Origin of the sequence: Enterococcus sp. DIV0574 (assembly GCF_051711125.1) — a bacterium.
Classification (GTDB): domain Bacteria; phylum Bacillota; class Bacilli; order Lactobacillales; family Enterococcaceae; genus Enterococcus_D; species Enterococcus_D gallinarum.
Genome location: NZ_JBIOMA010000001.1, coordinates 610,978 through 633,934, shown reverse-complemented (window position 1 = coordinate 633,934; position 22,957 = coordinate 610,978). Strand labels below are relative to the sequence as shown.

General features: G+C 40.3%; 23 protein-coding genes, 1 tRNA gene and 2 pseudogenes. 4 read left to right on the top strand and 22 right to left on the bottom strand.

The features are described 5' to 3' along the window. Positions 1-2: 2 nt before the first annotated feature. The 4 genes from yycF to IGJ45_RS03090 all read right to left on the bottom strand — a co-directional run bounded on the left by yycF (position 3) and on the right by IGJ45_RS03090 (position 2,938). A complete protein-coding gene (gene yycF / locus IGJ45_RS03105; RefSeq protein WP_005471699.1) occupies positions 3-707 on the bottom strand; it encodes a response regulator YycF in 705 nt (234 codons plus the stop codon). A gap of 156 nt (positions 708-863) precedes the next feature. Continuing rightward, complete coding sequence (locus tag IGJ45_RS03100) at positions 864-1,151, bottom strand: DUF1905 domain-containing protein (protein WP_003127432.1); 288 nt, start codon at positions 1,149-1,151, stop codon at positions 864-866. 358 nt (positions 1,152-1,509) lie between these two features. Further along, positions 1,510-2,379: a DegV family protein gene (locus IGJ45_RS03095; protein ID WP_003127431.1), complete on the bottom strand. Its 870-nt coding sequence runs from the start codon at positions 2,377-2,379 to the stop codon at positions 1,510-1,512. Next, the gene (locus tag IGJ45_RS03090) at positions 2,372-2,938 is read right to left on the bottom strand and encodes a DUF1836 domain-containing protein (RefSeq protein ID WP_005471696.1); all 567 of its coding nucleotides are present in this window, start codon (positions 2,936-2,938) and stop codon (positions 2,372-2,374) included. Before IGJ45_RS03090 ends, IGJ45_RS03095 begins: the two co-directional genes overlap by 8 nt. A gap of 283 nt (positions 2,939-3,221) precedes the next feature. On the opposite strand from IGJ45_RS03090, the gene IGJ45_RS03085 reads away from it, so the two are divergent. The 4 genes and pseudogenes from IGJ45_RS03085 (at position 3,222) to IGJ45_RS03070 (ending at position 5,502) form a co-directional block, all read left to right on the top strand. Next, positions 3,222-3,294, top strand: a tRNA-Lys gene (locus tag IGJ45_RS03085). A gap of 228 nt (positions 3,295-3,522) precedes the next feature. Next, positions 3,523-3,744 carry a hypothetical protein gene (locus IGJ45_RS03080; protein WP_003127427.1) on the top strand — a complete coding sequence of 74 codons (222 nt, stop codon included), beginning with the start codon at positions 3,523-3,525 and terminating at the stop codon, positions 3,742-3,744. A 5-nt stretch (positions 3,745-3,749) separates the two neighbouring features. Next, positions 3,750-4,019, top strand: a complete 270-nt coding sequence (locus IGJ45_RS03075; protein ID WP_086269485.1) for a hypothetical protein — start codon at positions 3,750-3,752, stop codon at positions 4,017-4,019. A 680-nt stretch (positions 4,020-4,699) separates the two neighbouring features. Further along, positions 4,700-5,502 (top strand): annotated as a pseudogene (locus tag IGJ45_RS03070) (glycerophosphodiester phosphodiesterase). A gap of 98 nt (positions 5,503-5,600) precedes the next feature. Here the strand turns inward: IGJ45_RS03070 and IGJ45_RS03065 are convergent. The 18 genes and pseudogenes from IGJ45_RS03065 to IGJ45_RS02980 form a co-directional block, all read right to left on the bottom strand. Then, positions 5,601-5,846, bottom strand: a pseudogene (locus IGJ45_RS03065) (IS3 family transposase); the annotation flags it as partial. Further along, entirely contained in the window at positions 5,833-6,660 is an 828-nt protein-coding gene (locus IGJ45_RS03060; RefSeq protein ID WP_005471682.1) for a WxL domain-containing protein, read from the bottom strand. The gene IGJ45_RS03060 and the pseudogene IGJ45_RS03065, both read right to left, overlap by 14 nt. Before the next feature lie 689 nt (positions 6,661-7,349). After that, positions 7,350-7,625, bottom strand: a complete 276-nt coding sequence (locus IGJ45_RS03055) for an LPXTG cell wall anchor domain-containing protein (RefSeq protein ID WP_041120413.1) — start codon at positions 7,623-7,625, stop codon at positions 7,350-7,352. Next, the gene (locus IGJ45_RS03050) at positions 7,622-8,914 is read right to left on the bottom strand and encodes a WxL domain-containing protein (protein WP_227173419.1); all 1,293 of its coding nucleotides are present in this window, start codon (positions 8,912-8,914) and stop codon (positions 7,622-7,624) included. Before IGJ45_RS03050 ends, IGJ45_RS03055 begins: the two co-directional genes overlap by 4 nt. Further along, complete coding sequence (locus IGJ45_RS03045; protein ID WP_227173421.1) at positions 8,911-9,375, bottom strand: hypothetical protein; 465 nt, start codon at positions 9,373-9,375, stop codon at positions 8,911-8,913. Before IGJ45_RS03045 ends, IGJ45_RS03050 begins: the two co-directional genes overlap by 4 nt. A 48-nt stretch (positions 9,376-9,423) precedes the next feature. Then, positions 9,424-10,164, bottom strand: a complete 741-nt coding sequence (locus IGJ45_RS03040; protein ID WP_086269488.1) for a WxL domain-containing protein — start codon at positions 10,162-10,164, stop codon at positions 9,424-9,426. Positions 10,165-10,311: 147 nt separating this feature from the next. Further along, a complete protein-coding gene (locus IGJ45_RS03035) occupies positions 10,312-11,355 on the bottom strand; it encodes a DUF916 and DUF3324 domain-containing protein (protein ID WP_227173424.1) in 1,044 nt (347 codons plus the stop codon). Positions 11,356-11,873: 518 nt separating this feature from the next. Continuing rightward, positions 11,874-13,970, bottom strand: coding sequence for a BglG family transcription antiterminator (locus IGJ45_RS03030; protein ID WP_003127420.1), 2,097 nt, complete (start codon positions 13,968-13,970; stop codon positions 11,874-11,876). Between the two features lie 20 nt (positions 13,971-13,990). Then, complete coding sequence (locus IGJ45_RS03025; RefSeq protein WP_003127418.1) at positions 13,991-14,623, bottom strand: bifunctional 2-keto-4-hydroxyglutarate aldolase/2-keto-3-deoxy-6-phosphogluconate aldolase; 633 nt, start codon at positions 14,621-14,623, stop codon at positions 13,991-13,993. Beyond that, entirely contained in the window at positions 14,616-15,509 is an 894-nt protein-coding gene (locus IGJ45_RS03020) for a dihydrodipicolinate synthase family protein (protein ID WP_003127417.1), read from the bottom strand. Before IGJ45_RS03020 ends, IGJ45_RS03025 begins: the two co-directional genes overlap by 8 nt. Next, on the bottom strand, positions 15,506-16,120 hold the full coding sequence (locus IGJ45_RS03015; RefSeq protein ID WP_003127416.1) for an SIS domain-containing protein: 615 nt from the start codon (positions 16,118-16,120) through the stop codon (positions 15,506-15,508). The genes IGJ45_RS03020 and IGJ45_RS03015 overlap by 4 nt, the downstream gene beginning before the upstream one ends. 116 nt (positions 16,121-16,236) lie before the next feature. Further along, positions 16,237-17,499 (bottom strand): PTS ascorbate transporter subunit IIC, encoded by a 1,263-nt coding sequence (locus IGJ45_RS03010; RefSeq protein WP_021149274.1) that lies wholly within the window; start codon positions 17,497-17,499, stop codon positions 16,237-16,239. A 23-nt stretch (positions 17,500-17,522) separates the two neighbouring features. Further along, complete coding sequence (locus IGJ45_RS03005; RefSeq protein WP_005471675.1) at positions 17,523-17,798, bottom strand: PTS sugar transporter subunit IIB; 276 nt, start codon at positions 17,796-17,798, stop codon at positions 17,523-17,525. Next, positions 17,791-18,255 (bottom strand): PTS sugar transporter subunit IIA, encoded by a 465-nt coding sequence (locus tag IGJ45_RS03000; RefSeq protein WP_005471669.1) that lies wholly within the window; start codon positions 18,253-18,255, stop codon positions 17,791-17,793. The genes IGJ45_RS03005 and IGJ45_RS03000 overlap by 8 nt, the downstream gene beginning before the upstream one ends. A gap of 369 nt (positions 18,256-18,624) precedes the next feature. Beyond that, positions 18,625-19,881: a CapA family protein gene (locus tag IGJ45_RS02995; RefSeq protein ID WP_005471668.1), complete on the bottom strand. Its 1,257-nt coding sequence runs from the start codon at positions 19,879-19,881 to the stop codon at positions 18,625-18,627. Between the two features lie 290 nt (positions 19,882-20,171). After that, positions 20,172-20,303 (bottom strand): FeoB-associated Cys-rich membrane protein, encoded by a 132-nt coding sequence (locus tag IGJ45_RS02990; protein ID WP_005471667.1) that lies wholly within the window; start codon positions 20,301-20,303, stop codon positions 20,172-20,174. Next, entirely contained in the window at positions 20,300-22,447 is a 2,148-nt protein-coding gene (gene feoB, locus IGJ45_RS02985; RefSeq protein ID WP_005471666.1) for a ferrous iron transport protein B, read from the bottom strand. The genes IGJ45_RS02990 and feoB overlap by 4 nt, the downstream gene beginning before the upstream one ends. Then, positions 22,444-22,911 carry a ferrous iron transport protein A gene (locus IGJ45_RS02980; RefSeq protein ID WP_003127410.1) on the bottom strand — a complete coding sequence of 156 codons (468 nt, stop codon included), beginning with the start codon at positions 22,909-22,911 and terminating at the stop codon, positions 22,444-22,446. The genes feoB and IGJ45_RS02980 overlap by 4 nt, the downstream gene beginning before the upstream one ends. Between the last annotated feature and the right edge of the window lie 46 nt (positions 22,912-22,957).

Genomic DNA, 22,957 nt, shown 5'->3' with positions numbered 1-22,957 from the left:
GCTTATTCCTGTTCAGGGTTCCGCAAGTAATAGCCGACTCCGCGACGAGTGACCAAATAATTCGGATGACTTGGGCTATCTTCGATTTTTTCCCGTAAACGGCGAACGGTAACGTCGACGGTCCGCACATCACCAAAATAATCATATCCCCAGACGGTTTGCAGCAAATGTTCCCGTGTCATGACTTGACCTAAATGTTTCGCTAGATAGTGCATTAGTTCAAATTCACGATGGGTCAATTCGATTGCTTCGCCATTTTTAGTTACCATGTACGCATCTGGATGGATCGTCAAATCACCGATCGTCAATTCTGCATTCGGTGCTTCTTCTGCTTCTTTCGCCGAAGCAGAACCGCGACGTAAATTAGCTTTGACACGAGCTACTAATTCACGGTTGGAGAAGGGCTTAGTCACGTAATCATCGGCACCCAATTCCAGTCCTAACACTTTGTCGATCTCAGAATCTTTGGCGGTAACCATAATAATCGGCATATCGTGATTTTTTCGAACTTCACGTGCCACTTCTAATCCATCCATTTTCGGCAGCATCAAATCTAATAAAATCAGATCCGGTTCAACTTCTGCCACTTTTTCTAATGCTTCTTCACCATCATAAGCTGTATATACTTCGTAGCCTTCTTTTGTCAAATTGAATTTGACGATGTCCGAGATCGGTTTTTCATCGTCCACGACTAGGATCTTTTTCAAAAAATGTCACCTCATTTTTTATTCTTTCCTACTTATTATACATGATTTAGGATGTGTTTTCATCTTTCCTCAAATCTTAGCCTTGATCTATGCTTATTCTTAAGAAAATTTTGTATCGATGTTCTTTCTTTTTCATACTCATGATTGCTAACTTATTCATTCCGTAATAGGTTTCACAACAACTTTTACAGTATCGCCAATGTCTTTTTTGATCTGTTTGCGAATCTCTTTCTTGATTCCTAAAATATAACAAATACTTCCGTCTTGATTTTTCAACCCCATATTGACGATACTTCCTTGATAGTCAACGCCATCAAATGTTGCCTGAACTTTCAGCCGCCCTTTATTCCATTCAGCCCGCAAATCGTAAGGAAAAATCACGTATGCTCCACCTTTACCAATCTCAGAAGAATAAATGGTTGATTCAAAAACATATTCTTTCATTGTCACTCACTCCTTTTTCATAAACAATTCAAGATACTGCCTTAAGTAATCCGGATAGCATAAAGCTCCATCTGTAAGCATCCGTCTCCTTGGAGAACTGTTGCTTTGTTCTATGAAATCATTATACTGCTTGTTTTGTTCAACGAAAATAACTTAGGAGTAAATAGGAGCAAAAGAGAGCAAAAGAGCGCCAACCCTTCATGTCACTGACCATTGCGGCATCTCTAGAGAAACAGGTTTCTTTTCACTCATCGGCACAAAAAAAGGTATGAAAGTTGAAAAGACAACTTTCATACCTTTTAACATTCATTAATGAATGATTGTGAGCGGCTCTTAGAAAACGATCACAGTCACTCGATCAAATCCCCGTTTCGTCTAACAGCTGCACTCCGACGCCTAATAATCCAGGCCCTGTATGCACAACCAGTGCCGGTGAAATCTGTCCAAAGAAAATTTCTTTCACTTGAGGAAATTCTTGTTCAAGACGAGTTTTCATTTCTTTAGCTTCTGCCAACGCATCCCCCTGGGCCACGGCTAGGCGAAATTGTTTGTGATTTCCAATGTACTGTTTCACCAGTTCAACGGTCTTGTCCAAACTCTTTTTACGTCCTCGTGATTTCGCTACTGTGTAATAAATCCCTTCGTCATTACAAGAAATGATTGGATTCAATTTCAAGGCATTTCCGAGAATTGAAGCAACCAAACCAATTCGGCCGCCTTTTTGCAAGTACTCCAATGTCGCTACATTGAAAAAGACCTTATTTCGGACAACTTCTTGTAGCAGCTGTTCTTTGAGCTCTTGCCATGTGACTCCCTCATTCAGCAACTCAGCAGCTCTGATCGCTTGTAATCCAGCACCAATCCCGATATTTTTCGTATCTAAAACAAAAATATCCAAGTCATTCCGTTGTTCTCCCATCAAGCGAACAACATTATAAGTACCGCTCAACCCACTAGAGATGGTGACTGCCAGAACTTGTTCATAGCCATCGGCTTTGATCCGATCAAATATCTTGTTGATGGTTTCGCCATCGGGCAATGACGTACTAGGAATTTCTTGCGGCAATCGTTGATAGATCTCTTCCGCTGTAATATCCACTTTATCCGTATACGTCCGATCCTTGTATATGATCTGCAATGGCAACATATACATACCATATTGTGACATAATTTCTGCCGGGACATCGGTTCCCGAGTCGACAAGCAGGGCAATTTTCTCTTTATTCATGGGATTCTCCTTTGTGCGTTTCCAAGTAATTTACTTCTAGTTCAATCGTTTTTTCTGCCAATAATTTATTTGCAAACGAACGGGTCGCCCCTTTGATCGCGATCAGTTCTACTGGAATCGGATCGGTAGACACCGCTTCTTTTGACCCTGCTGCCTCTTGGCAGACTGTCCAAATGGCTTTTTCCTGTTCTTCACAAAATAAATTGTACGCATTTCGTATCCCGACTACTTTTCCTTGAAACAATATTCCCGTCTTGATTTCTGGGATTGTCAACACTTGCTTCAACATCGTAATGGCAATCAAAAATGCCAAATGTTTTTGGTTATACCGTTTTTTCTCTGGGGGTGGGATCATCCCTTTTTTGACGTAATTATTGACCATTGATGATGTCAGCAGTGAATGTTTTTCCGACTGGATTACCGGCGACAAGTACTGATCGATCAACGTAATGACTTGATCCATGTACAGTTCCAAAGTTGGCAGCTCTTCCCACCGCGGCAAATGAAAGGAATTCAGCGACTCGCTCCAATCAAATAAATCTGAACGTAATTTTTCCATAATCTTCTCCATCTTAAATAGCAGAATATTGGTTTATCAAAAACTTTTTATCTGGTTTTGATAACTAGATAAATTTTACCATATACTGGTATTGGATTGTAGTCCTCTGCTCAAAATTTAGGAAAACAAAAGAATTTGATTTTTGAAGGGGATAAGTATTACGGAGTATGTACTCTATGGGTAGTCTTCTTTTGAAACGAAAGATAAAAAAACGGATTTTTTTTTAACAGAACGATTGATTTTTAAAAGTCGGAGTGCTAAGATAATATAGTAATTTTGATACGGGCCGTTAGCTCAGTTGGTAGAGCAGCTGACTCTTAATCAGCGGGTCGCGGGTTCGAACCCCTCACGGCCCATTGGGTGCCAAACCCACGCCACATAAGGTTTCTTGGCTACTTCGGTAGTTTAGAAAAGAAACCTTGATGTGGCTTTTTTTATGCTGTGGGTATACTTTGTGGGTATATAAATTTATCTTCTTTTATTTTATAACAATTCTGTGCGGAACTTATTTTTGAGGAGTTTCGCCTTTTTTTGTTTACAAATAGAACATAGGTTCGTATAATTCTTGCGAGGAGTGATTTTAAATGTTTGAAGATATGATTGCAGAACAAATTGATGCAAAACTTGCTAACGAATACTCTACCCTTTCTGACGATGATAAGATTTTCTTAGATTTATCCATTCTTGCTGTATTAGCTCAAAGCGATAAATCTATTGCTGTAAAACGTGAACGCTTTATAAAAAATGGCAAATTTTATGATCGTATGATAATTGAATCTCCACTAAAAATTAGAAGTAAGAAGTAGTTATCATGAAATCATTGAGAGGTGTAGTTTCGAAGATACGAGTGTTGAAAATGTCGAGGACCCCTTTAGTGCGTTTCTCTCTTGACGGTACGAATTGTTTGATTGCAGCACATAGTTTAAACTTCTTGGCAGATGTGGATGAGGGAATGCAGGTTGTGGTTGCTGATGAGTTTAACGATCGGAAGCAATTTGTTGTTAAGAAGTATTCGGTGATTGGCAAGACGAAGATTATGATTGAGTTTGAGTCTTTAAATAGGACGTTAAATACGCTATAATGATTACGATGTAGAAACATAGTTTCACTTGCGCAGTGTGTGTAAATACGCTGTGCTTTTTTGTGCAAAAAAAACGACCCACCCTCCCCGAGAGAGAGTGGGAACTTATAAAGAAGATTTGGAAATTAAAAAATTGGTTGGTACTTACATTCTATACCTGGCCCTTGAGTAATTCAATACTAAAGGTTAATATTAAATTGTGTATGTTTAAAAAACATAAAAGTCATATGTACATCTTACCAAAAAGTAATGCTTCTTATTGGAAAATTAGGTACACTTAAAATGAAGAGGATTAGGCACACTTCCCCAAGTTTCCCCCGCCTAATCCTCTTCATTGACGATTTAATATCGCCTTACAAAGTCTACAATAAAATAATTTTTAATTCAAATGAAAAGAATAACGTTTAATATTTCGTTTATAAGCTCTCCGCAGCGGGCTATTTGTTTACCATGGATTCTTGTTGTTGCTGTTCAATTAACATTAAAAATCAACAATATGACTAATTTGAATACGTCATATTGTTGATTTTTATCATCTTTAGTTCCTAGTTGTCGGTATTCGTCGATAAATGATTAATTTATTTGCACATTTATTTATGCCTTAGGATCCCCAGTTAGAAAAACTGTTCCTTTATATATTTTTTTTCTGGTACAATAAAAGAAAAACCTTGAGGTACCGTATGCATCGTAAAAAGATAAAAAAAACAAAAATACTAATTCCATTCTTAATATTTTTAGTAATTCTTTCTTCAGTAATAACATTTTACTTAATAAAAAACACTAACGATTCCAGTTCAAGGGTATACTCCCATAGAGGAGCCTCTGGAGAAGAGATTGAACACACAGTCGCTGCTTATGATCTGGCTATTTTATACGGATCAAAATATATCGAACAAGATCTTGTGACATCCAGAGACAACACTCTTTATGTTTCTCATGATTTATCAGCAAAAAGAATAACTGGTGTAGACAAACTTTTTGTAGATATGACCGATGATGAAATTTCTGATTTAAGAACTGAAGATAATGAAAAGATATTGAGTTTGCAAGATGTGTTTAATCGATACGGGAATACTGTGAATTATGTAATAGAACTAAAGGAAAACTCCAATCAAACGAAGCTTTTCGAAGATCTTGTGAAAAAAATAACTTGGAAGATAATATCGTAGTTCAAGCATCTGATATTAAACCGTTGCAAGACTTGAGCAAAAGTTTTCCAAATATGCCAAAACTCTTATTAGTTAAGAATCAAAGCGAATTAGAAAAGGCAGTCACGTATGACATAGTAGATATAGTTTCTGCTGAAAAGAGTATGATGACAAAAGAAAATGTTAAATTAGTTCATGGCCACAAAAAACTTTTGAATATTTGGACAATAAACTCCACTAGTGAAATAAAAAAGGCAATCAATCTTGGTATAGATAATTACTTTACCAACTTCACAGCAAAAGCTTTAGCATTAGAAAATAAATACAGAAAATAAAAAAGCCCCTTCTCATTTGCAGAGTGTAGTGACCCCAAAAAGTTAGACTTTTATGGAGTGGAGAAATCCACTCCTTTTTTGTATGATAAGATTAACTGTTAGACAGCTGTTTTTACAGCTTCTCGAAACTGAACCGGACTTCGCCAATTTAATTTCTTTTTGATGCGTTTATGGTTGTAATAATAGATATATTGGTCAATTTTTGTTTTCAATTCATCTAAACTCCGATAGACTTCTCCGTGAAAAATCTCTTGCTTTAATAAACCAAAGAAGTTTTCCATAGGTGAGTTATCTAAACAATTCCCTTTACGAGACATACTCTGGAAGATTTTATGCTGCTTCAACATCTTGACAGCGTATATCTGTTTTTAAGGTAGTGCAGTTGCCATCTTTAAATAAATTACGAATTTCTTTCGTTAAATAATGTTGTTTCATTGGCGTGTTGGTCAATGTCCAAGTCACATTTCCTTTAAATGTTTGATCTGGCACTCTACTTGGATCAGGAATTTGTAAACCGACATCGCCTAACTGTAAATCATAGACTCCATTGACAAATTGTCCGCCATTCGTATACATGATCGTCTGATCCTCTGATGTGACCATTAGATGCTCATTTTCAGATTTATTTACTTCATTTTGGTTATTTTTTTTGACTTGTTCAGTTAAATCGTCTGCTTCAAAAGGAGTATCCCCATCATTCATATTTCTTTTAACGTCACCTACCAGAGGAACCTTTAGCTCCACCCCTTGATAGCCATTATCGACATTAATCGAGTGTCTCACATTCAATGACCATGTTTGTGTATCTTCCCGTCGCTTGTCTTTCACTCCAACGTTAAATGTTTTTCCATTTTTATTCGTCGTAGTGATTGTTTGCTCTTTTATGCTATCTTGCAATTTGGTGATCCCAAAATCAAAGGTTCTAGGCACATAAGAAATACCAAAATAGCTATTTTTGATTCCTGTTTTTTCATTTAAATCACTCGGCGGATTGGGATCGTACCCACCATTTTCTGATAAACCTAGGTTTCCTTGTAACGGTGTCGTTGCTTCAGAAGGGTTTGCCTGATTTTGCTCAGCCGCAGAAGCGTATGTACCACCTAATACCAGCACACTACTCAACGTAATTGCCTTTAATACTGCTTTACTGATCTTCATTTTTTTCATCCTTTCTTTCGTTTATTCGCATTGCTATAAACAGTATAGCGGAGCTCATTCCACTTCTTTTCTTAGTTATTTTATGAAAAGTTGCAACCTTTTAAAAAAAATAAAATCGGCGCTCCTCTGTTTTATTATGAAATTATTCCGAGCTTTACAAAAAGGAATACTTTTAACAAACAGGTTGCATCTACTAAATCTCTTCCTTTCAGCTATTACCCCAATGAAACGACTAAACAATCACACTCTTAATCAGTGAGCCGTAGATTCGAGCCCAGTGAACGCTCATCTTAGGATGGATTTTAAGCAAATCAAGTTCGAAGGTGGAACCTCTTATGCCCTCTTTTAAAAGATATTCTTTCGCTTAAAAAGCTTCTGCTTTGTGGCTAATACAGATATTCCTATCAATCGTAAGTACATTAAATGGCCAGTAAGGTCCTTTTAGCAAATGAAAGAATTACTCTTGTTAAAAATTGTTCGATTCTTATTTATTCTTCAATCAATTAAATCAATCAATTAAAATGATACAAAAAAACCTGAGATAGAATGATGATCATTCTATCTCAGGTTTTTTGCTATACGACACGTCATTCCTTATTGATGAAGAACCTGCCGATGGTATAACCAATTTTTTTTGCTGTTCTTTGCCTCGAAAGATGTCCCTCTTTTACAAACACGCTGTGAAATCTTCAATTTGTCCTTCTACGTTTTTTTTCTCTGTTTTTTAAGTACCACATCACAAAGACAATGACTAAGCCTAGCATTCCTATATAAGAAAAGGTGCTTCCAGTTTGTGGGAGTGTTCTTGGATCATCGAGGTCTGGTTGGGTGGGTTCTTCCTCTTGGTAAAAGCTCACAACCGCACGATTCTCATTTGTTGTCGCATGTCCAATCACTGTGCTCCTTGAAAAGACGGGGATAAAAATGCAGAGACCGACCAAAAACACGACCACTCTCTTTCTCATCGAATGCCTCCTATCGTCGGATCCCCGACTAGTTCCCAAGTAATTGTTGCTTGATACTCTCCCTTGTCCACAGGTGTATTGGCAGGCAAATGAAGTGACACACCGGTTAATGTCTGGTCTTTTACTTCTCCAATTTGAATGATTGTTCTTCCGTATTCATCTCTTGTTCCTGATCTATCTCTTGCCGCAATCATTTGAGGGCTGGTTCCCAACAGGATATCATTTTTGGGAATGGAAATACCTGTATGAACAGATTCGATCACTTTCAACTCCTTCAAAGCGATGGCTGCTTCTCTTAACTCCTGATTTCTTTCATTTATAAAAGGGCTCATCGACGCATAAAGGCTCCACTGGGCAGTATCACTGTAATCACTGACCATAATCGTTGGAGCAGACTCTCCTTGCGCTGGAATATTTTGTCTACGGCTCGTTTTTAGGACGTCGCCAAAATCAAAATTGCCATGAGCAATTCCCGCCAACTCCAGTCGTCCAAGTCCAACTGTAAAGGATACCTCGTACGTCATTGAAAAACGGTACCCATTTTCTTTTGTTTGTGTCACTTGTACAACTGCTTTGCCTTCTTTGCCTGGTAATAGTGCATCAGAACGGATCAAATCAAACGAAAGCTCTTCTTTTTCCTGTTCCGTAAATTCTTCATGGAAATTGAAAAATTCTGTCATTCTCTGAAGGATTTCTTCTGTTGAACTACTAGCTGCAAAAGTTAGTTTATTCGTCGTTAATTGATTCACTCGCAACAATTGGAAGCCGCTTGGTGTCATCATATACAGAGCCTCTGGCCAGCCAATCGCCTCTCGAACAGGTTCTTCATTTCTCGTGACCCATGTATTGGCTCCATTGTAATTCTGATTGGCTACTGCGAACCTATTTACGCTTAATCCGATCACATCACCGAAGTCAATCGGACTATTGTTTAACACATTGTTCCAAGCTTGTACGACACTGCTTCTTGATTGGTTTACTGTAAAAAAAGGAAGCAGCGTTTGGTTGGTGTAATCGTTGCGATAAATCGTATAACGTGGTCTTGATGTAACTTGATTCGGCCAAGAATTACCAAATCCTTCTGATGCAACAAGAGATGGTCCGTTATCATTGATATGAAGACTGATTACTCCAGTGCTAGCACTGATTGCTGCTTCTCGTGAAAATATCGAGTGGCCCCATATCACTTCCACCGGTACATTTATCTGAGTCGCTGCTTGTGTTTCTACATGTACGACGGTGATTGGGACTTGCAGATTTCCCAGGAAAGTGGTGTTCGGTTGATTCAAAAGAGTGACTTTAAAGTCCTCATTTGCGACTTCACATTCAGCCTGACGTTTGTCACTAACTCATTCAGTCGTTCCTCGACAAATTTCCCACCTAGTCCTATCTTTTGAGGGACTGCTTCGGCTGTGAGCACAGTTTCGTCAGAATAACCGCTATGTTCACTTGGTTGAATCGTTTTAGACTCTTCCGTTCTGTCTGGAATCGTGCTTAATTCAGGATCAATGTTCTCTTCATCCAACCCTGAATCAAGCAAATCTAAGTTTCCCTCTGATTCATCAGCCGCATGATCTTCTGCATCTACGGGTTCAAAAAATTGATGTTCATCTGAATCAAGAGTGGAACTTTGGTCTTCTGCCCTTTGCCTCTCTGACGCATCAACGGTTTCCGCAAATAGGATTGTCGAGGGAAGCAAGTGCCCTGTAACGAGTAAACTTGCTATGGTGATAAGGACATTTCTTTTCATTTGATCGCGCCTTTCCCTTCAAATTAATCCAGAAGAATTTAGGGTGATTTATCCACCTATTCCTGTAGTCGGATCCGCAACCAGCTCCCAAACAATCGCAGTAGAATATTCAGTATTGTTTGCTGTGGTATTGGCTGGTATACGCAATACAACACCGTCAGTATGCCCTTCTCCATTTGATTGTCCTAATGCTAATACCCAAGCACCTGACCCTTGCGCGGCATCTGCTGTGGCTAGCGTTTGTGCCGCTGCTCCGAGGACGATCTCATTTTGATTGACTATTGGTGTAGCAGCCGTTGCATTCACATAACGCAGCCCGGATAAAGTAATCGTTGCCCCAATCAATTCATGACCACTCGCATCTGCCAATTGATTCGGCTGTAATACTTGTAATTCCCATCCTAGCCGTTCACTTCCTCGGCGATCTTCTGTCGCGACAAAAGGCACACGCGAGACTTCTTCACCGTTTACCCACACATGATCGAGCCGTGCTTTTTGTTCAATCGCACGTGAGACATTTTGAATCTGACCAAAATCAAAGTTTGATACATAGTTGATCCGTAAAAGTCCCGGATAAGGATTGGTTGGTTCTTCGGGAGTAACTTCATTTCCTGGATTCTCCGGGTCAGAAACGACTGGGTTTGAAGAGTCATTTTCCAAGATTTTCACTTTTCCTTCAGTCGTAATATTCGCTGCGTCATCATAAGTTGCCGCATCCCCCATTTTGCTACCCAATCCAAGACTAGCTGCTAAAAGTACAATTGATAATGTTCGTGTCGTTTTTTTCATTTTCTTTCCTCCGTTATCCTTTTGAAGTTCATTTTACAGGGTGTTCCTTCATAGTTTCACAAGATCCTGCTCATTCATTTCATTACGATTAAGCATTTTATTTTATGCTCTTTAATTTGCTGGATGACTCCGATAAGCCAGTCCTTTTTATATCATGGGTCGTTTTCTTCTCTTTTTTCTCCGAGTCCGCCTTCGAGTCCACCACATCACCAAAAGAACGAGGATCACGCCAATTCCGACAAATATCCCATATGACATGTAGGATGTCGTCCGCTCTAGATTGACCGCACTTTGATTTAATTGCCGGGCATTCGCATTCGTAATGGAAAAAGATTGTTCAAAGCGATACTCTTTTTCATCAGCTGTTACTTGCGTCTTTAGAACATAATTCCCTGCTTCAATTGGCTGATTTCCAGCAGGGATGCCAAAGTTGAAATTAGAATTTGGTGCCATTCGCAACTCGTATGCGTCATATGTATAGATAGGGGTTCCACTTCCTTCTCTATAAATGCTTGACTGAATAGACATGTTGCGAACAATCACAGCAGCTCTATTTTGTAGATTTGCTTCAATGTGATTCCGATAATTACGCTGACTCGCGGTCACCTCATTTAAAAACAATTCATTTTCAACTGCTGACCCGCCTACTCGATTTAAAAGAATGCCTACCGTATAGGCGACTTCATGAGTCACAGTTTGTTCACTCTGCTGATTCTTTTTTTCAGTAAAACGAATGCCTCCAAGGATATCCCCTTCCCATTCTTCTTGTGGTAAGGAGATAATCAGTGTTGTGAGTACCGAAGAACCTGCAGGAATCAGGAGTTCACTCTCTTCAATTGCGACCAGTTGATCCATTCGATGAATGAGAGAAGCATCATACGCTTCTTCCCCTAAATAACTGGGGATTCCATTTTGATTCGTAGAAGCTGGATTTACGGTCACATTCACGCTGATTTCTTCTTCAGAAAGGTTATACACTCGAATTGAAACAGTGCGTTGCTTTCCTGGCTCGTCAATGATATGGTAATAGCCATTCTCATTCACATTTCCATTCTCATCTAGTGGTTGGATTGAGAACGTATTGACGTTTTCTGCAAAAACTTCTTTTTGGAAGAGACCAATAGTCAATAGCGCCAAAACTGCTATCATGACAAATCGTCTAATTTTTTTTCTTAAATTGTTGTTTTCCACCACACCCCTCCTCAGTCTAATCTTTTGATAGTATAACTTGACGGTAAAGGCTGTCCCAAATTCATCTCTACCTTCATTTTGACTAAAAAAAGGATTGAATCTAAAAAAAAGCAAGTGCAATCAATAATACGCAATGATTGCTCTTGCTCTTTTTATATGAAAAATGTTAATTTAATTATTAAAAATGATCCTTCTGGATGTTATAAGCGGGTTTACTGCATGATTCAGCGGAATAACTTAAATAGTGCCTCATTCAATAAGGATAGGATTCCCATGTCCTTATTAGATGTAAATAACCTACCTCAAGCGTATACGTCTGATTAAAAGCACGATCGATTTATTGCATGATCTCTCATCAAGTAACCTAAATGCTCTTTGACTGTTCAGTGGTATTATCTTATCTACATCTTCGTGTGTCAGTTGTAGTGGAAAGAGTCACAAACAACACTGATTATTGAAGCAACCCAATAAGTTAGATTTTTTGGGGGTGATCACTCTGGTGTAGTTATTCAGTCCAATTACATCGGAACCATATGCTTATTTTTCAAGAGAAAAGATGCGATCCAGTCAAAGATTTGTTGAGGATCGGCTTCTTGTTCGAGTAAGTTGAAAAAACTTTCCTGTTCCAACAAAGCGACGAGCTCGGCAATGGCAGATAGATGTTTGCTGTGATCAATTGCTGAGAGGGTGAAGATGTATTTAATCGACGCTTTTTTGTTGATTATCACTGGTTCTTGTAAGACTGTGATGCCTAGGCCTAGCTTTAACGCGCCTTCTTCTGGCCGTGCGTGAGGCAATGCTACTTGATCCATGATAATGAAAAAAGGTCCTTCTTTGCGAACGTTTTGGATGATCGTATCAATATAACCACGTGAGATCACTTGATCCTTGATCAGTGGCGTTGCTGCCAAATAGAATGCCTCTTCCCAAGAGCGTACTTTTATATTAGTCAAAATGTACTGTGGGTTAAGCATATCAATCAACGCAACGGGCTTTCTTTCCTCGCCTAGGGTTGCTGAATAAGCTGGATTGACTTCTCTTCTGGTAAGGAGCAATTGCAATTCTTTCTTCAAACTTTTATCATCTTCGATTGTCGCATGCTTTTTGATAACAGCCATAAGTTCTTCCACCCCAATCAGAGAAATAGCTTCGCTGGGCTGATGGTAAACTTCTTGAATCAATTGATTTCTTTCTTCATTGGTCATTATTGGATTTACCACATAAACTGGCTTTTTCAGTGTATAAAGACTGACATTGGGTACCGTAGTAAAGATCAGGTCACATTCAGGGCGCTCAAGCAATAGTTCTTTGGTCTCAATGGGTCCGATAAAAATAATGTCTGGAAAGATCATTTTTAATTCATTATAGATCATGGCAGAGCTACCGATTCCATTCGGACAAACAATCACACCAATTTTTTGATTGACTTGGTATTCATCAAAATCATTGATCAAAGAAGCAAAGTGGATGGTTAAAAAAGAAACTTCATCTTCTGGGATTCCGCGTTCAAAAAGATTTCCGATGGGACGCAATGTTTCTTGAACAATCTGATACAGATCTTCATATTCTTCAATAATTTTTTTATGTAAGGGATTGATAATTGGCAATTGAAAAAACAAGCGGTAATAAGCTGGTCGAAAGTGACTATATAATTGATTGATGACTTTTTGCTTATCTTTAAAACGGATGCCGGACAATAGTTCAAAGCGTTTGATGATGCGCTCGACCAGTTCATGAATAATCGAAAAATCCGCTGATGGATAAGTGGTATCCCCTAGCGCCATCCCCAGCAGCCACCCACAGATATACAATTGGGCTGATTTATTTGTGATACCAAATTCCATTAATAATTCTTTTGCAAATAAATACTCTTTCATCTGAAAAAAAGTCTGGTAATTATAGGTTTCATAAAAATCTTGCCACTGTTTGTTTAAACGAGGAAGGATCATCGTAAACAAATAAGAGAATTCATTCAAGCGATTCTCCACTAATTCTAAAGAAAAGGTTTTTAGTTTTTCTCTTGCGATACCCTCGACCTGTGAGAAGCCATCAATTTTTTCATTGACCAAGAAATAATGATAGACAAACTCCTCCTGATTATCCCCAAAATCATGAAACATCATCTTCATAAAAAAATTACGCAGATTTTCTTCATTCCCAATCAGCCCATAGCCGTTCTTCCGCGTATACCCAATAGTGATCATTGACAGAGACAGTTCTTTTTCTAATTTTTTCATATCCGCCATAAAGGTAGTCTTGCCAACACGCAGCGCAGACAAGAAGTGATTCACAGAAAGATAGTCTGATTCATAATAAAACAACATCAGAAAAATATATTTTTTTCGTTCTTCACTATTCATCTCATACTGGGTATAAACGGCACCGTTTAGGAAATCATTCAGAAAAAAAGCTTTTGCTTTTGGTGCTAATTGAATAAAATAAGGATCTGATCGAATCAACGGCTGTTTATTTGCTTTTAATAGTTCATTGATTTTTCTGATTGCATAATCCAATTGATTTTTTGACAGAGAAAAGAAGCGCATTATCTCCTCTTGTTCCATCAATGGTTTTTGAATCATTTTCTGTATCAGCTGTAATGTGCGTTGATCGATCATGACCCTCTCTCCTCTCTTTGTTAATTCACAAATGTGTCGATTTCTTTGCGCAATCGTGCCGCATTCTTTGCAATTTCTGCTTGCGAACCTTTTGTCAATAATGTTCCTACTCCCATACATTCTACACCAGCATTCAACCATTCTGTAACATTTGTCAAAGAAACGCCCCCTGAAGATAAGATCGGGACAAACGGCAATGGTGTTTTGATTGTTGAGACGATCCTTGGCCCATGTAAAGAAGACGTTGGAAATGCTTTGATCATATCCGCTCCTGCTTCGAGAGCTTCTAAAACCTCAGAGATAGAAGTACAGCCTGGCATGTAGCTGATTTGATAGCGATTGCTTATCTGTGCGACTGCTTTTGAAAAAGCCGGTGAGATGATGAATTCAGCACCATGTAAAATCGCATCCCGAGCGGTTTCGCTATCCAATACGGTTCCAGCACCGACAACGATTTCGTCTTGATAGATTTCTTTCAGTTGCTTGATGATTTCCCCGGCATTGTTATTCGTATAACTGATTTCCAAGCAAGTTATACCACCGGCTTTACAGCCTTCAACAATTTCAACGGCTCGTTCCACTGTTTCGACCCGTACGATCGCCATGATTTTTTCTTTATGGATCCGGTTGAGGATCACGAGCTTCTTATTCATCGAATCCCTCCACTTTTCGATATTCCGCTAAAACTTGATGGATCTCTGGATAGTCCTGTTCATCTACTGGCAGCACCGGCAGCTTAGGATCACCGACAGGAATTCCCATCCAACCTACGCAGTATTTTAGGACACTGGGTACTGTACCGAACTTTAAGATACGGCGAAAGTCTTCAATACTTAATTGATAGTTTCTAGCTTTCTGGGTCTCACCACTTTTAAATGCGTGATAAATAGCTAAGTCAGTTGTCGTTAAGACATTGGAAGTTGCTGCGACTGCCCCATCAGCGCCACATTCCAACGCTTCCAAGATCAAAGAGTCAGAACCTACTAAAATAGAAAAATCGTCTCGCTCATTCAATTTGAGATAGCTTTTGAGGTTTTCTATGTCCCCGCTGCTGTCTTTGATCCCAATAATAGTGGGTATTTTCAGCAATGCGTTAAAGATGGTTTCATTGATCGCAATGCCGGTATTCTTAGGAATATTGTAGAGAATCAATGGGAGTTTTGTCTTTGCAGCAATCATTTTATAGTGTTGGACTACTTCTTGATCCGTAAGCTTGATCAAATAAGGAGTGATGATGGAAGCCGCTGTGACTCCAATGGTTTGAAATTCATTCACTAAATCAATGACAGCTTCTGTCGAAATCCCACCTGCTCCTGCAAATACTGGTACCCGACCTGCTGTCTCCTCTACAACGATGGTTGCCAATTCGAGCTTTTCAGCATGAGATAAGGCATAAAACTCCCCATTGGTCCCTAGGATAAATAACCCATGGATCCCTTTCGCAATCAATTGATTAACTAGTCTTCTAGTGGCTGCTCGATCGATTCCCTGCTCATCTAAAGGACTGACCATGGCTGTAATGATTCCTTCGATCTTCATTCTTCGACACTTCTTTCTTGCATGATAGCACTCCCTAAGCTTCCTCCAGGATGCCATGCATAATAATCATCAATATCAATGGCGGCTTCTTGTTGCAGTAAAATCGACAAGCTTTGTAAAACGATGATTTCTGCCAATATCGAGATTCGTGGGGGTTTGTTCAACGGATCTCCTTCATTCGTGATACCAGCAAACAAGAAGGCATCGGAATGTTTTTGCAGCCATGAGTCGATACCTCCACTCACTCCGATGACTTTTATTCCTAAAGCTTTGAGCGTAAGAAGCGATTTTTTCAATTCTTCTGTTTCGCCGCTATTGGAAATAGCAATCACGACATCCCCTTTTTCGGCTTGGCCGGCAGAGCCGTGGATCGTTTCAGTTCCATCTAAAAAATAGGTAGGAGTGCCTGTGGAAGAAAGCAAAGCTGCTATATATTCCGCAACATGACTTGGCTTACCGATGCCAGTCACATGCACACGCCCCTTCTTTTTTTTTGCAGCAACGATCAGTTCAGCTGCATCGATCAACTGTTGTTGATTGATCTCATTCAAATAAGCTGTAAGCTCATCTTTGGTTGTTTGCAAAAAATAAGCCAAATTCGTTGTTTCCATATAAAATCCTTTCTGTCACTGATCCGTTTTCACTGAATCTTTGCACACTTTGAGATAGTTCTTTTTGCGTGCAAAGATTCAGAAGTTCAGTTGATGACAAATATATTAGCGATCGATTACTGACCAAACAAACTTAATAGTTTATCTAATAAAATTCCCATGACATTGTAGTCGATATTTGGGAATGTCGATCCCTCGATGCCTAAGCTACCATACACCGGGTAAAGAACTGTTGGTAAAAAGGCGAGTAACAGCCCGATGACAAAGGATCCTGCAATCGCTCCCCGCCAACCGCCAGTAGAGTTTCCAAAAACGCCGGCTGTTCCTCCAGAGAAGAAACAAATATGGGCTGCTGGAATGATCACGACTGGAAAATTGAAAAGCACCATGATCAATACTCCCAATAAGCCAGCGACATAAGAGGATAAGAACCCTACAATGACTGCTGTTGGTGCAAACGGGAAAACAGTTGGCACATCCAATGCCGGACGAGAATTTGGAATGAATTTTTCCGAGATCGAAACAAATGCCGCCGTAATTTCAGACAAGAACATGCGCACACCAGTCATCAAGATCGACATCCCCGCAGTAAAGGTAAATGCCTGCACGAAAGGAAAGACCAGCCAATGAGTCGTTCCTGCTAATTCTTGAGTGACATCTCGTCCCGCTTTTAATGCAGAGATATAGAATAGCACTAGCATAACTGCCGCAACGCCCATCAAGAAGTCTCTAAAAAAGGATAACCATTTCGGAAAATTGATGTGTTCCGTTGTTTTATCTTTGTGTTTACCAAATAGCATCCCAATGTAACCAGACAATGCATAACCCACCATGTTAAAGTGTCCAATGGCGGTCTCATCACTGCCAGTAATGCGCCGCATAAATGGTTGGCACAGCTGAGGTAACGCAGCAGAGAAAAAGCCGAGTAATGTTCCGCCAATTAATATCGCTGGAATATCAGCAAACTGATGAGCCTTTAGGATCAGTGACAACACACAAGCAAAAAATAAACTATGCCCTGTAGTAAAGAAAATATTTTTAAATGGCGTGATTCGAGCAATGACTAAGTTCATCAAAAAGCCGAGAATCAATGTACAACTGGTCACAAATGCAAATTCTGTTTGGGCTAGGGCAGTGGCGGCCTCTGGCGATGCAACGACCCCTACGATGTTGAACCCTTTTTGGAATAGGGTATTGAAATTCTGTAGTGCGCCAGTCATGATCGAACCGCCGGAACTGAATACTAAGAAACCGATGATGGTTTTAAAGGTTCCAGTCAACACTTCGGTCATTGATTTTTTTTGGGCCAATAACCCAATCATTGCAACTAAACCTAAAAGTACGGCTGGCGTACTAAGAAAACTGATAATTAAATCCATGAGCGTTTCTCCTTCATTGATTTTTAGACTAATGCGGCTGCGATTTTTTCTTTGATTTCTTTCTTATCAACGATGTTGTTGATCCCAATAATGGTTTGCTGCAAATTTTTTTCTCTTAATTCATTGGCAACATCTGTCAAAGTAATGATCAGATCTCCCGTAAAACCAGAGACCGCATCTAAAGACGCATGTTCCACCTCGATTGGAAAGTCATTTTCCCGGATGACCTCATTCACTTTGATTTTTAACATCAGACTTGAGCCTACGCCTGCTCGACAGGCAATCAGTGCTTTATGCATAGTTATTCTCTCCTTCAAATTTTTTTAGAAATGCAATTAGTTCGTTTTTTTCAGTCATTCGTCCTAACAATTCCAGAAAGTCTTTGTTGCCCAGCAACTCAGCCAGTTCGGATAACAATGAAATATGGGATTCATTGTCTGGTGCGCTAAGGGGAAACAAAAATTTGACAGGATCATTTGATTCATGACCAGAAATGACGGGTCGTTCTAATCGAGTGAATCCTAATGCTAATTTCTTTGCCCCCTTCTCTATGGGTGCATGAGGCAGCGCAATTTGTTTCGTAATAACAATGTAAGGCCCAATCTCATGATAAATGGAAAGGATGGATGAAATGTATTCATTCTCGATGACATCGGCAGTCAATAGCGGCTGTGCGGATGCCTTGATTGCTTCGTCAAAATTTTCTACTGAGATATCCAATTGGATATAGTCTTCTTTTAATAATTCGCTTAACAAAGTTAACCACCTCTCGTACAAAGAATTCTCGAGTCTTCTTGTATGCGTTTACTATAAGCAATATCACTGGTACCGGCAATAGTGATTGCGTTCATCTCTTCTAGAAAAAAGCTTGAAAAACTGAACTGTAGCCAATGAAATTTGCTGAATTTTGCTGTTTTATCAACTTACAGCAACTAGTCTGCTCTCAGTGATTGTCATTCTGTTCAACTTGTGGGTGTCATTACTAGAAAAAGCGGGCTAAATGCTCCTAAAAGATCTGCTGCAAGATGATCGAGCTACTAAATAAAACAGCAAAAAAGCAGACATCTTACCTCAAAAGATGCCTGCTTGATACCTGTCATAGGTTAGTGAGACAGATTCAGCTGCTTATTTCCATTTTAAATTTAGCAGCTCCATCATTTCATGATACGCGGTTTCGATTCGCTGGCGTTTGTCTTCGGGTACTTTATCCGCATACTTCCCCCCAGGAAGATATTCTTCTGCCAGTACAACTTGAAAATCATAGGCTTCGGTAGTGCCAAACTCTGGATCGTCATATCTACGATCAGGGATCGGCTCTTTAGAGACCCATGTTGGATGCAGCTTGATATCACTCAAAAATGTACGATCACCTTCTTTTGTGAGTTCGACTTCTGGAATGACCCCTCGCTCGGTCCAATAGTTGTTGACTGTTTCGTAGCGTTGATTGGATAGCAAATTTCCCATTGAATAGAGAATAAATTTTTTCTCGCCGTCTTTTTCGATGATTTCTGTTGGTTCAGCGACATGTGGATGACCGCCAAAAATGATGTCCGCTCCGAGGTCGATCATTTGTCGATAAATCTTCTGCTGCTCTTCTGTAGGTTCTAAGGAATATTCTACACCGAGTTGCGGCATAACAACGGTGATGTCGGCTACTTTCTCTGCCTCTTTGATTTCAGCTGCTACTTTTTCCATGGATAAATCTTTTAAATAGGTCGTATATTCTTCCGGTGCCAAGCTAGCTTCATTGCCATTGAATCCGTAAGCATAAGCCAGCATCGCTACTTTGATGCCATTGGCTTCTTTGACGAATATCCCTTGATCATTTACATTGACACCAATCGGCTCCAATCCAATCTCCTGAAAAGCATTAGCAGTCGTTTTAAGCCCTTCGATTCCAGTATCCAAAATATGATTATGGGCTAGATCAATCACATCAAAACCAGCTGCTTTGATACTTTCTACTACATTCGGAGGCGCATTAAAGGTAGGATAACCGCCTAGTTCTTTGTTGGGATTGATGGTGCCTTCAAAGTCACCAAAAGCAATATCGGCAGAAGCGATCAACGGTTGCACCTGCTCAAAGTCATTGTCAAAATCATAGCGTTTCCCATCAAATGCACTCATATAAACTGGTCTGTGATAGAGCATATCGCCACTTGCTGTCAGAGTAATTTTCGACGATTGAGAGGCCGTTGTTGTTTCTTGGCTGGAAGTAGAAAGTGACACTTGGTTATCTGGGGAGCTTGTTGACGAATCAGTCCCAGTACGCATGGTGTGAATCAGCCAATAACTAACGGCAATCGTAACAAGCAGTAAACTTATGCTCAATGCCCATAGAAGCTGTCTTTTCCGTTGTTCAATCCTTCGTTGTTGCCTCATTGCTGCTCTCCGCCTTCCCAATGTAACTTTCATTATCAACGTTCGCTCGTTCTTGTTTGCATTACTGTTTATGATATTTGCTTTATCTACATTTCGTTTCATGCTGTTTTTCTGCTTACTTTCTTTAATAAAACAAACCTATATATCATGTATATAATTAATCATACTAAAGAATCAGTTCTTTTGATAGCCCTTTCTCATAAAAAGAGCAGCTAGGCATTTCTGCCTAACTGCTTTACTCATACTCGCTAGTTACCTAATAAAACTGGCGTTAGATTCATGGATAATTTTTAGATTTTCTCTTCTTGCTTTACTGGACAGCTTTGATGGCAATCAGAACAACTGCCTTTTTTGACCATTCGATAAAGCACTTTTCCTGCATAGCCAAAGATCACTAGACTTAAAAGAATCGTTGCAATCATTTTTCGCCTCCTACTACTTCTCCGACTACTTGTAATAGTGGTGAATTTTTTTGTTGGGGTCTCTTTATCAGAGCAAACAGCAACAAACCAAGAACAATCAACGCTGCCAAGGTTCCTACTGTCAGTTGCCCTCCTTCAAAGAAGATATGCCCGAATTGGTAAACAATCAGACTTGCACAATAAGCCAGTCCACACTGGTAACTAATAGCCAACCAAGTCCACTTGCTATCCCCCATTTCACGATGGATCGCGCCGATGGCCGCAAAACAAGGGGCACACAATAAGTTAAAAATCAAAAAGGAGTAGGCGGCTACTGGGGTGTAATCGCCTCGCAGCACTTGCCAGATCTCTGTACCGGTTTCAGAAACCCCACTTTGGCCGTACAAAATCCCAAAAGTCCCGATGACATTTTCTTTTGCCACCAATCCTGTAATGGTCGCCACGGCACCTCGCCAAGTGCCCCAGCCTAGTGGCGCAAAAATCGGTGCTAACAAACGGCCGAAAAAGGCTAAGATGCTTTCTTCTTCCCCCACTCGATCAAAGGTAAAGTTGTAGCTAGAAGTAAACCAGATAAAGATACATGCAACGAAGATGATCGTTCCGGCTTTTTTGATGAAGGCTACGGCCCGATCAATCGCACTTTTCAACACGGTTCCTAGTTGCGGCAAATGATAGGCAGGCAGCTCCATGATGAAGGGTGCTGGGTCGCCGGCAAAGAGAGCAGTCTTTTTCAATGCGATACCTGATAAAATAATGGCCCCCATCCCAATGAAATACGCAGAAGGTGCGACCCATGAACTGCCGGGAAAGAACGCCCCGGAAATCAGTGCAATGATCGGCAGCTTTGCAGAACAAGGCATAAATGTCGTGACCATGACCGTCAAACGGCGATCTTTTTCATTTTCAATAGTCCGGCTGGCTATGACCCCAGGTACACCACAGCCAGTAGCGATCAGCATCGGAATGAAAGACTTTCCTGACAAACCAAACTTGCGGAACAAGCGATCCATCACAAAAGCGATGCGTGCCATGTAGCCGCAATCTTCTAATAACGCCAAGCAGAAAAAGAGCACAAAAATTTGTGGAACAAATCCAAGGACAGCCCCGACACCCGCCACGATCCCGTCTTGGATCAATTCCTGCAGCCATTGGGCTACTTGCCATTGGTTCATCAGCTGCTGCAGAATATCCGGGACTAAGCTGCCAAACAGGACATCATTGACCCAGTCGGTGCCCATCGTACCGATCGATTGGATGGATAAGAAGTAGATTCCCCACATGAAAAGGGCAAAAATCGGTAGTGCCAGTAGGCGGTGGGTCAACACACGGTCGATTTTGTCGCTTAAGGACAAGCGGTACTCTTCTTCCTTGACTGTTGCTAAAGCTAACAATTGTTGAATGAATCCATACCGTTCGTTTACTATAATTGCATCGCTTTGCTCATCAAAAATCATTTCCGTGATTTTAATGATTTCCGCTAATTCTTTTTCATCGCTCGGAGTCAAAGCGACTTGTTGACGAATCAATTCGTCACCTTCAAACAGCTTGACAGCAATCCAGCGTCGTTTGCTCTCGGGAATTTCAGTTGGCAATAGACCAATGATCTCTGCTAAAGCCGCCTCTAAACGTGAATCGTAGATGACGCTTGACTGACCATTTCCTGCTCTTTTCTTTGCAGCATCGATCAGCTTATTCAGTCCCTGTTGTTTCAAGGCACTGATTCCCACAACCGGTACGCCTAAGCCATAGGCTAGCTTCTCAAAGTTGATCTGGATCCCTTTGCGCTTTAAAAGATCGATCATATTGATTCCCACTATTGTAGGCAGACCCATTTCCAACAATTGTAAAGTGAGGTAGAGATTCCGCTCCAAGTTCGTTCCATCAACGATATCTAAAACCGCATCGATGGGGGCTTCTGCCAAATAATTTCTCGAGATCACTTCTTCAGGAGTATAAGGAGACAATGAATAGATACCCGGCAAATCCTGGATCGTGATTTCTTTGGCTTTACGGAGCTTTCCTGATTTTCGTTCGACTGTCACTCCCGGCCAGTTCCCAACGGTTTGCTTGGCCCCCGTCAGTTGGTTGAAGGTGCTAGTTTTGCCGCTATTGGGATTGCCGACTAATGCGAATTGATAGGTCATTCCTCTACTCCTTTTTCAACAAAGACGAAAGCTGCTTCTTGTTTTCTCAGCGACAATTCATACCCTCTTAAGCGAATCTCGATCGGATCACCTAGTGGCGCTAGTTTCACGATATGAATCGGCACATTCTTGGTGATCCCCATATCCATCAATCGCCGCCGCAAAGCACCAGTCGTTGCAATTTTTACCACCTTGCCCTGCTCTCCTACATGTAATTGATCTAGAGAAGTCAAAACCGTCTGCTGTTGTCTTTCGGACACGTCAATCTGCTCCATGACGCTGGCATCCAATGCGATCCGGTTGTCCCGATGCAAGATGATGCCGCTTTTACAGTTTTTTTGAACCATGAGAATGTCAACGCCTACCCGAAGACCCAAATCATTTAAATGCGCCGTGACGTTCTTTGGTGTCGTGATCGCTTCGATTTGGTATATTCTGGAAGCCTCTGTTTGCGCCATTTTCATGATTTCTTCCTCCTCTTGTGAAAGATTCCTATTATTTATTCGTTCA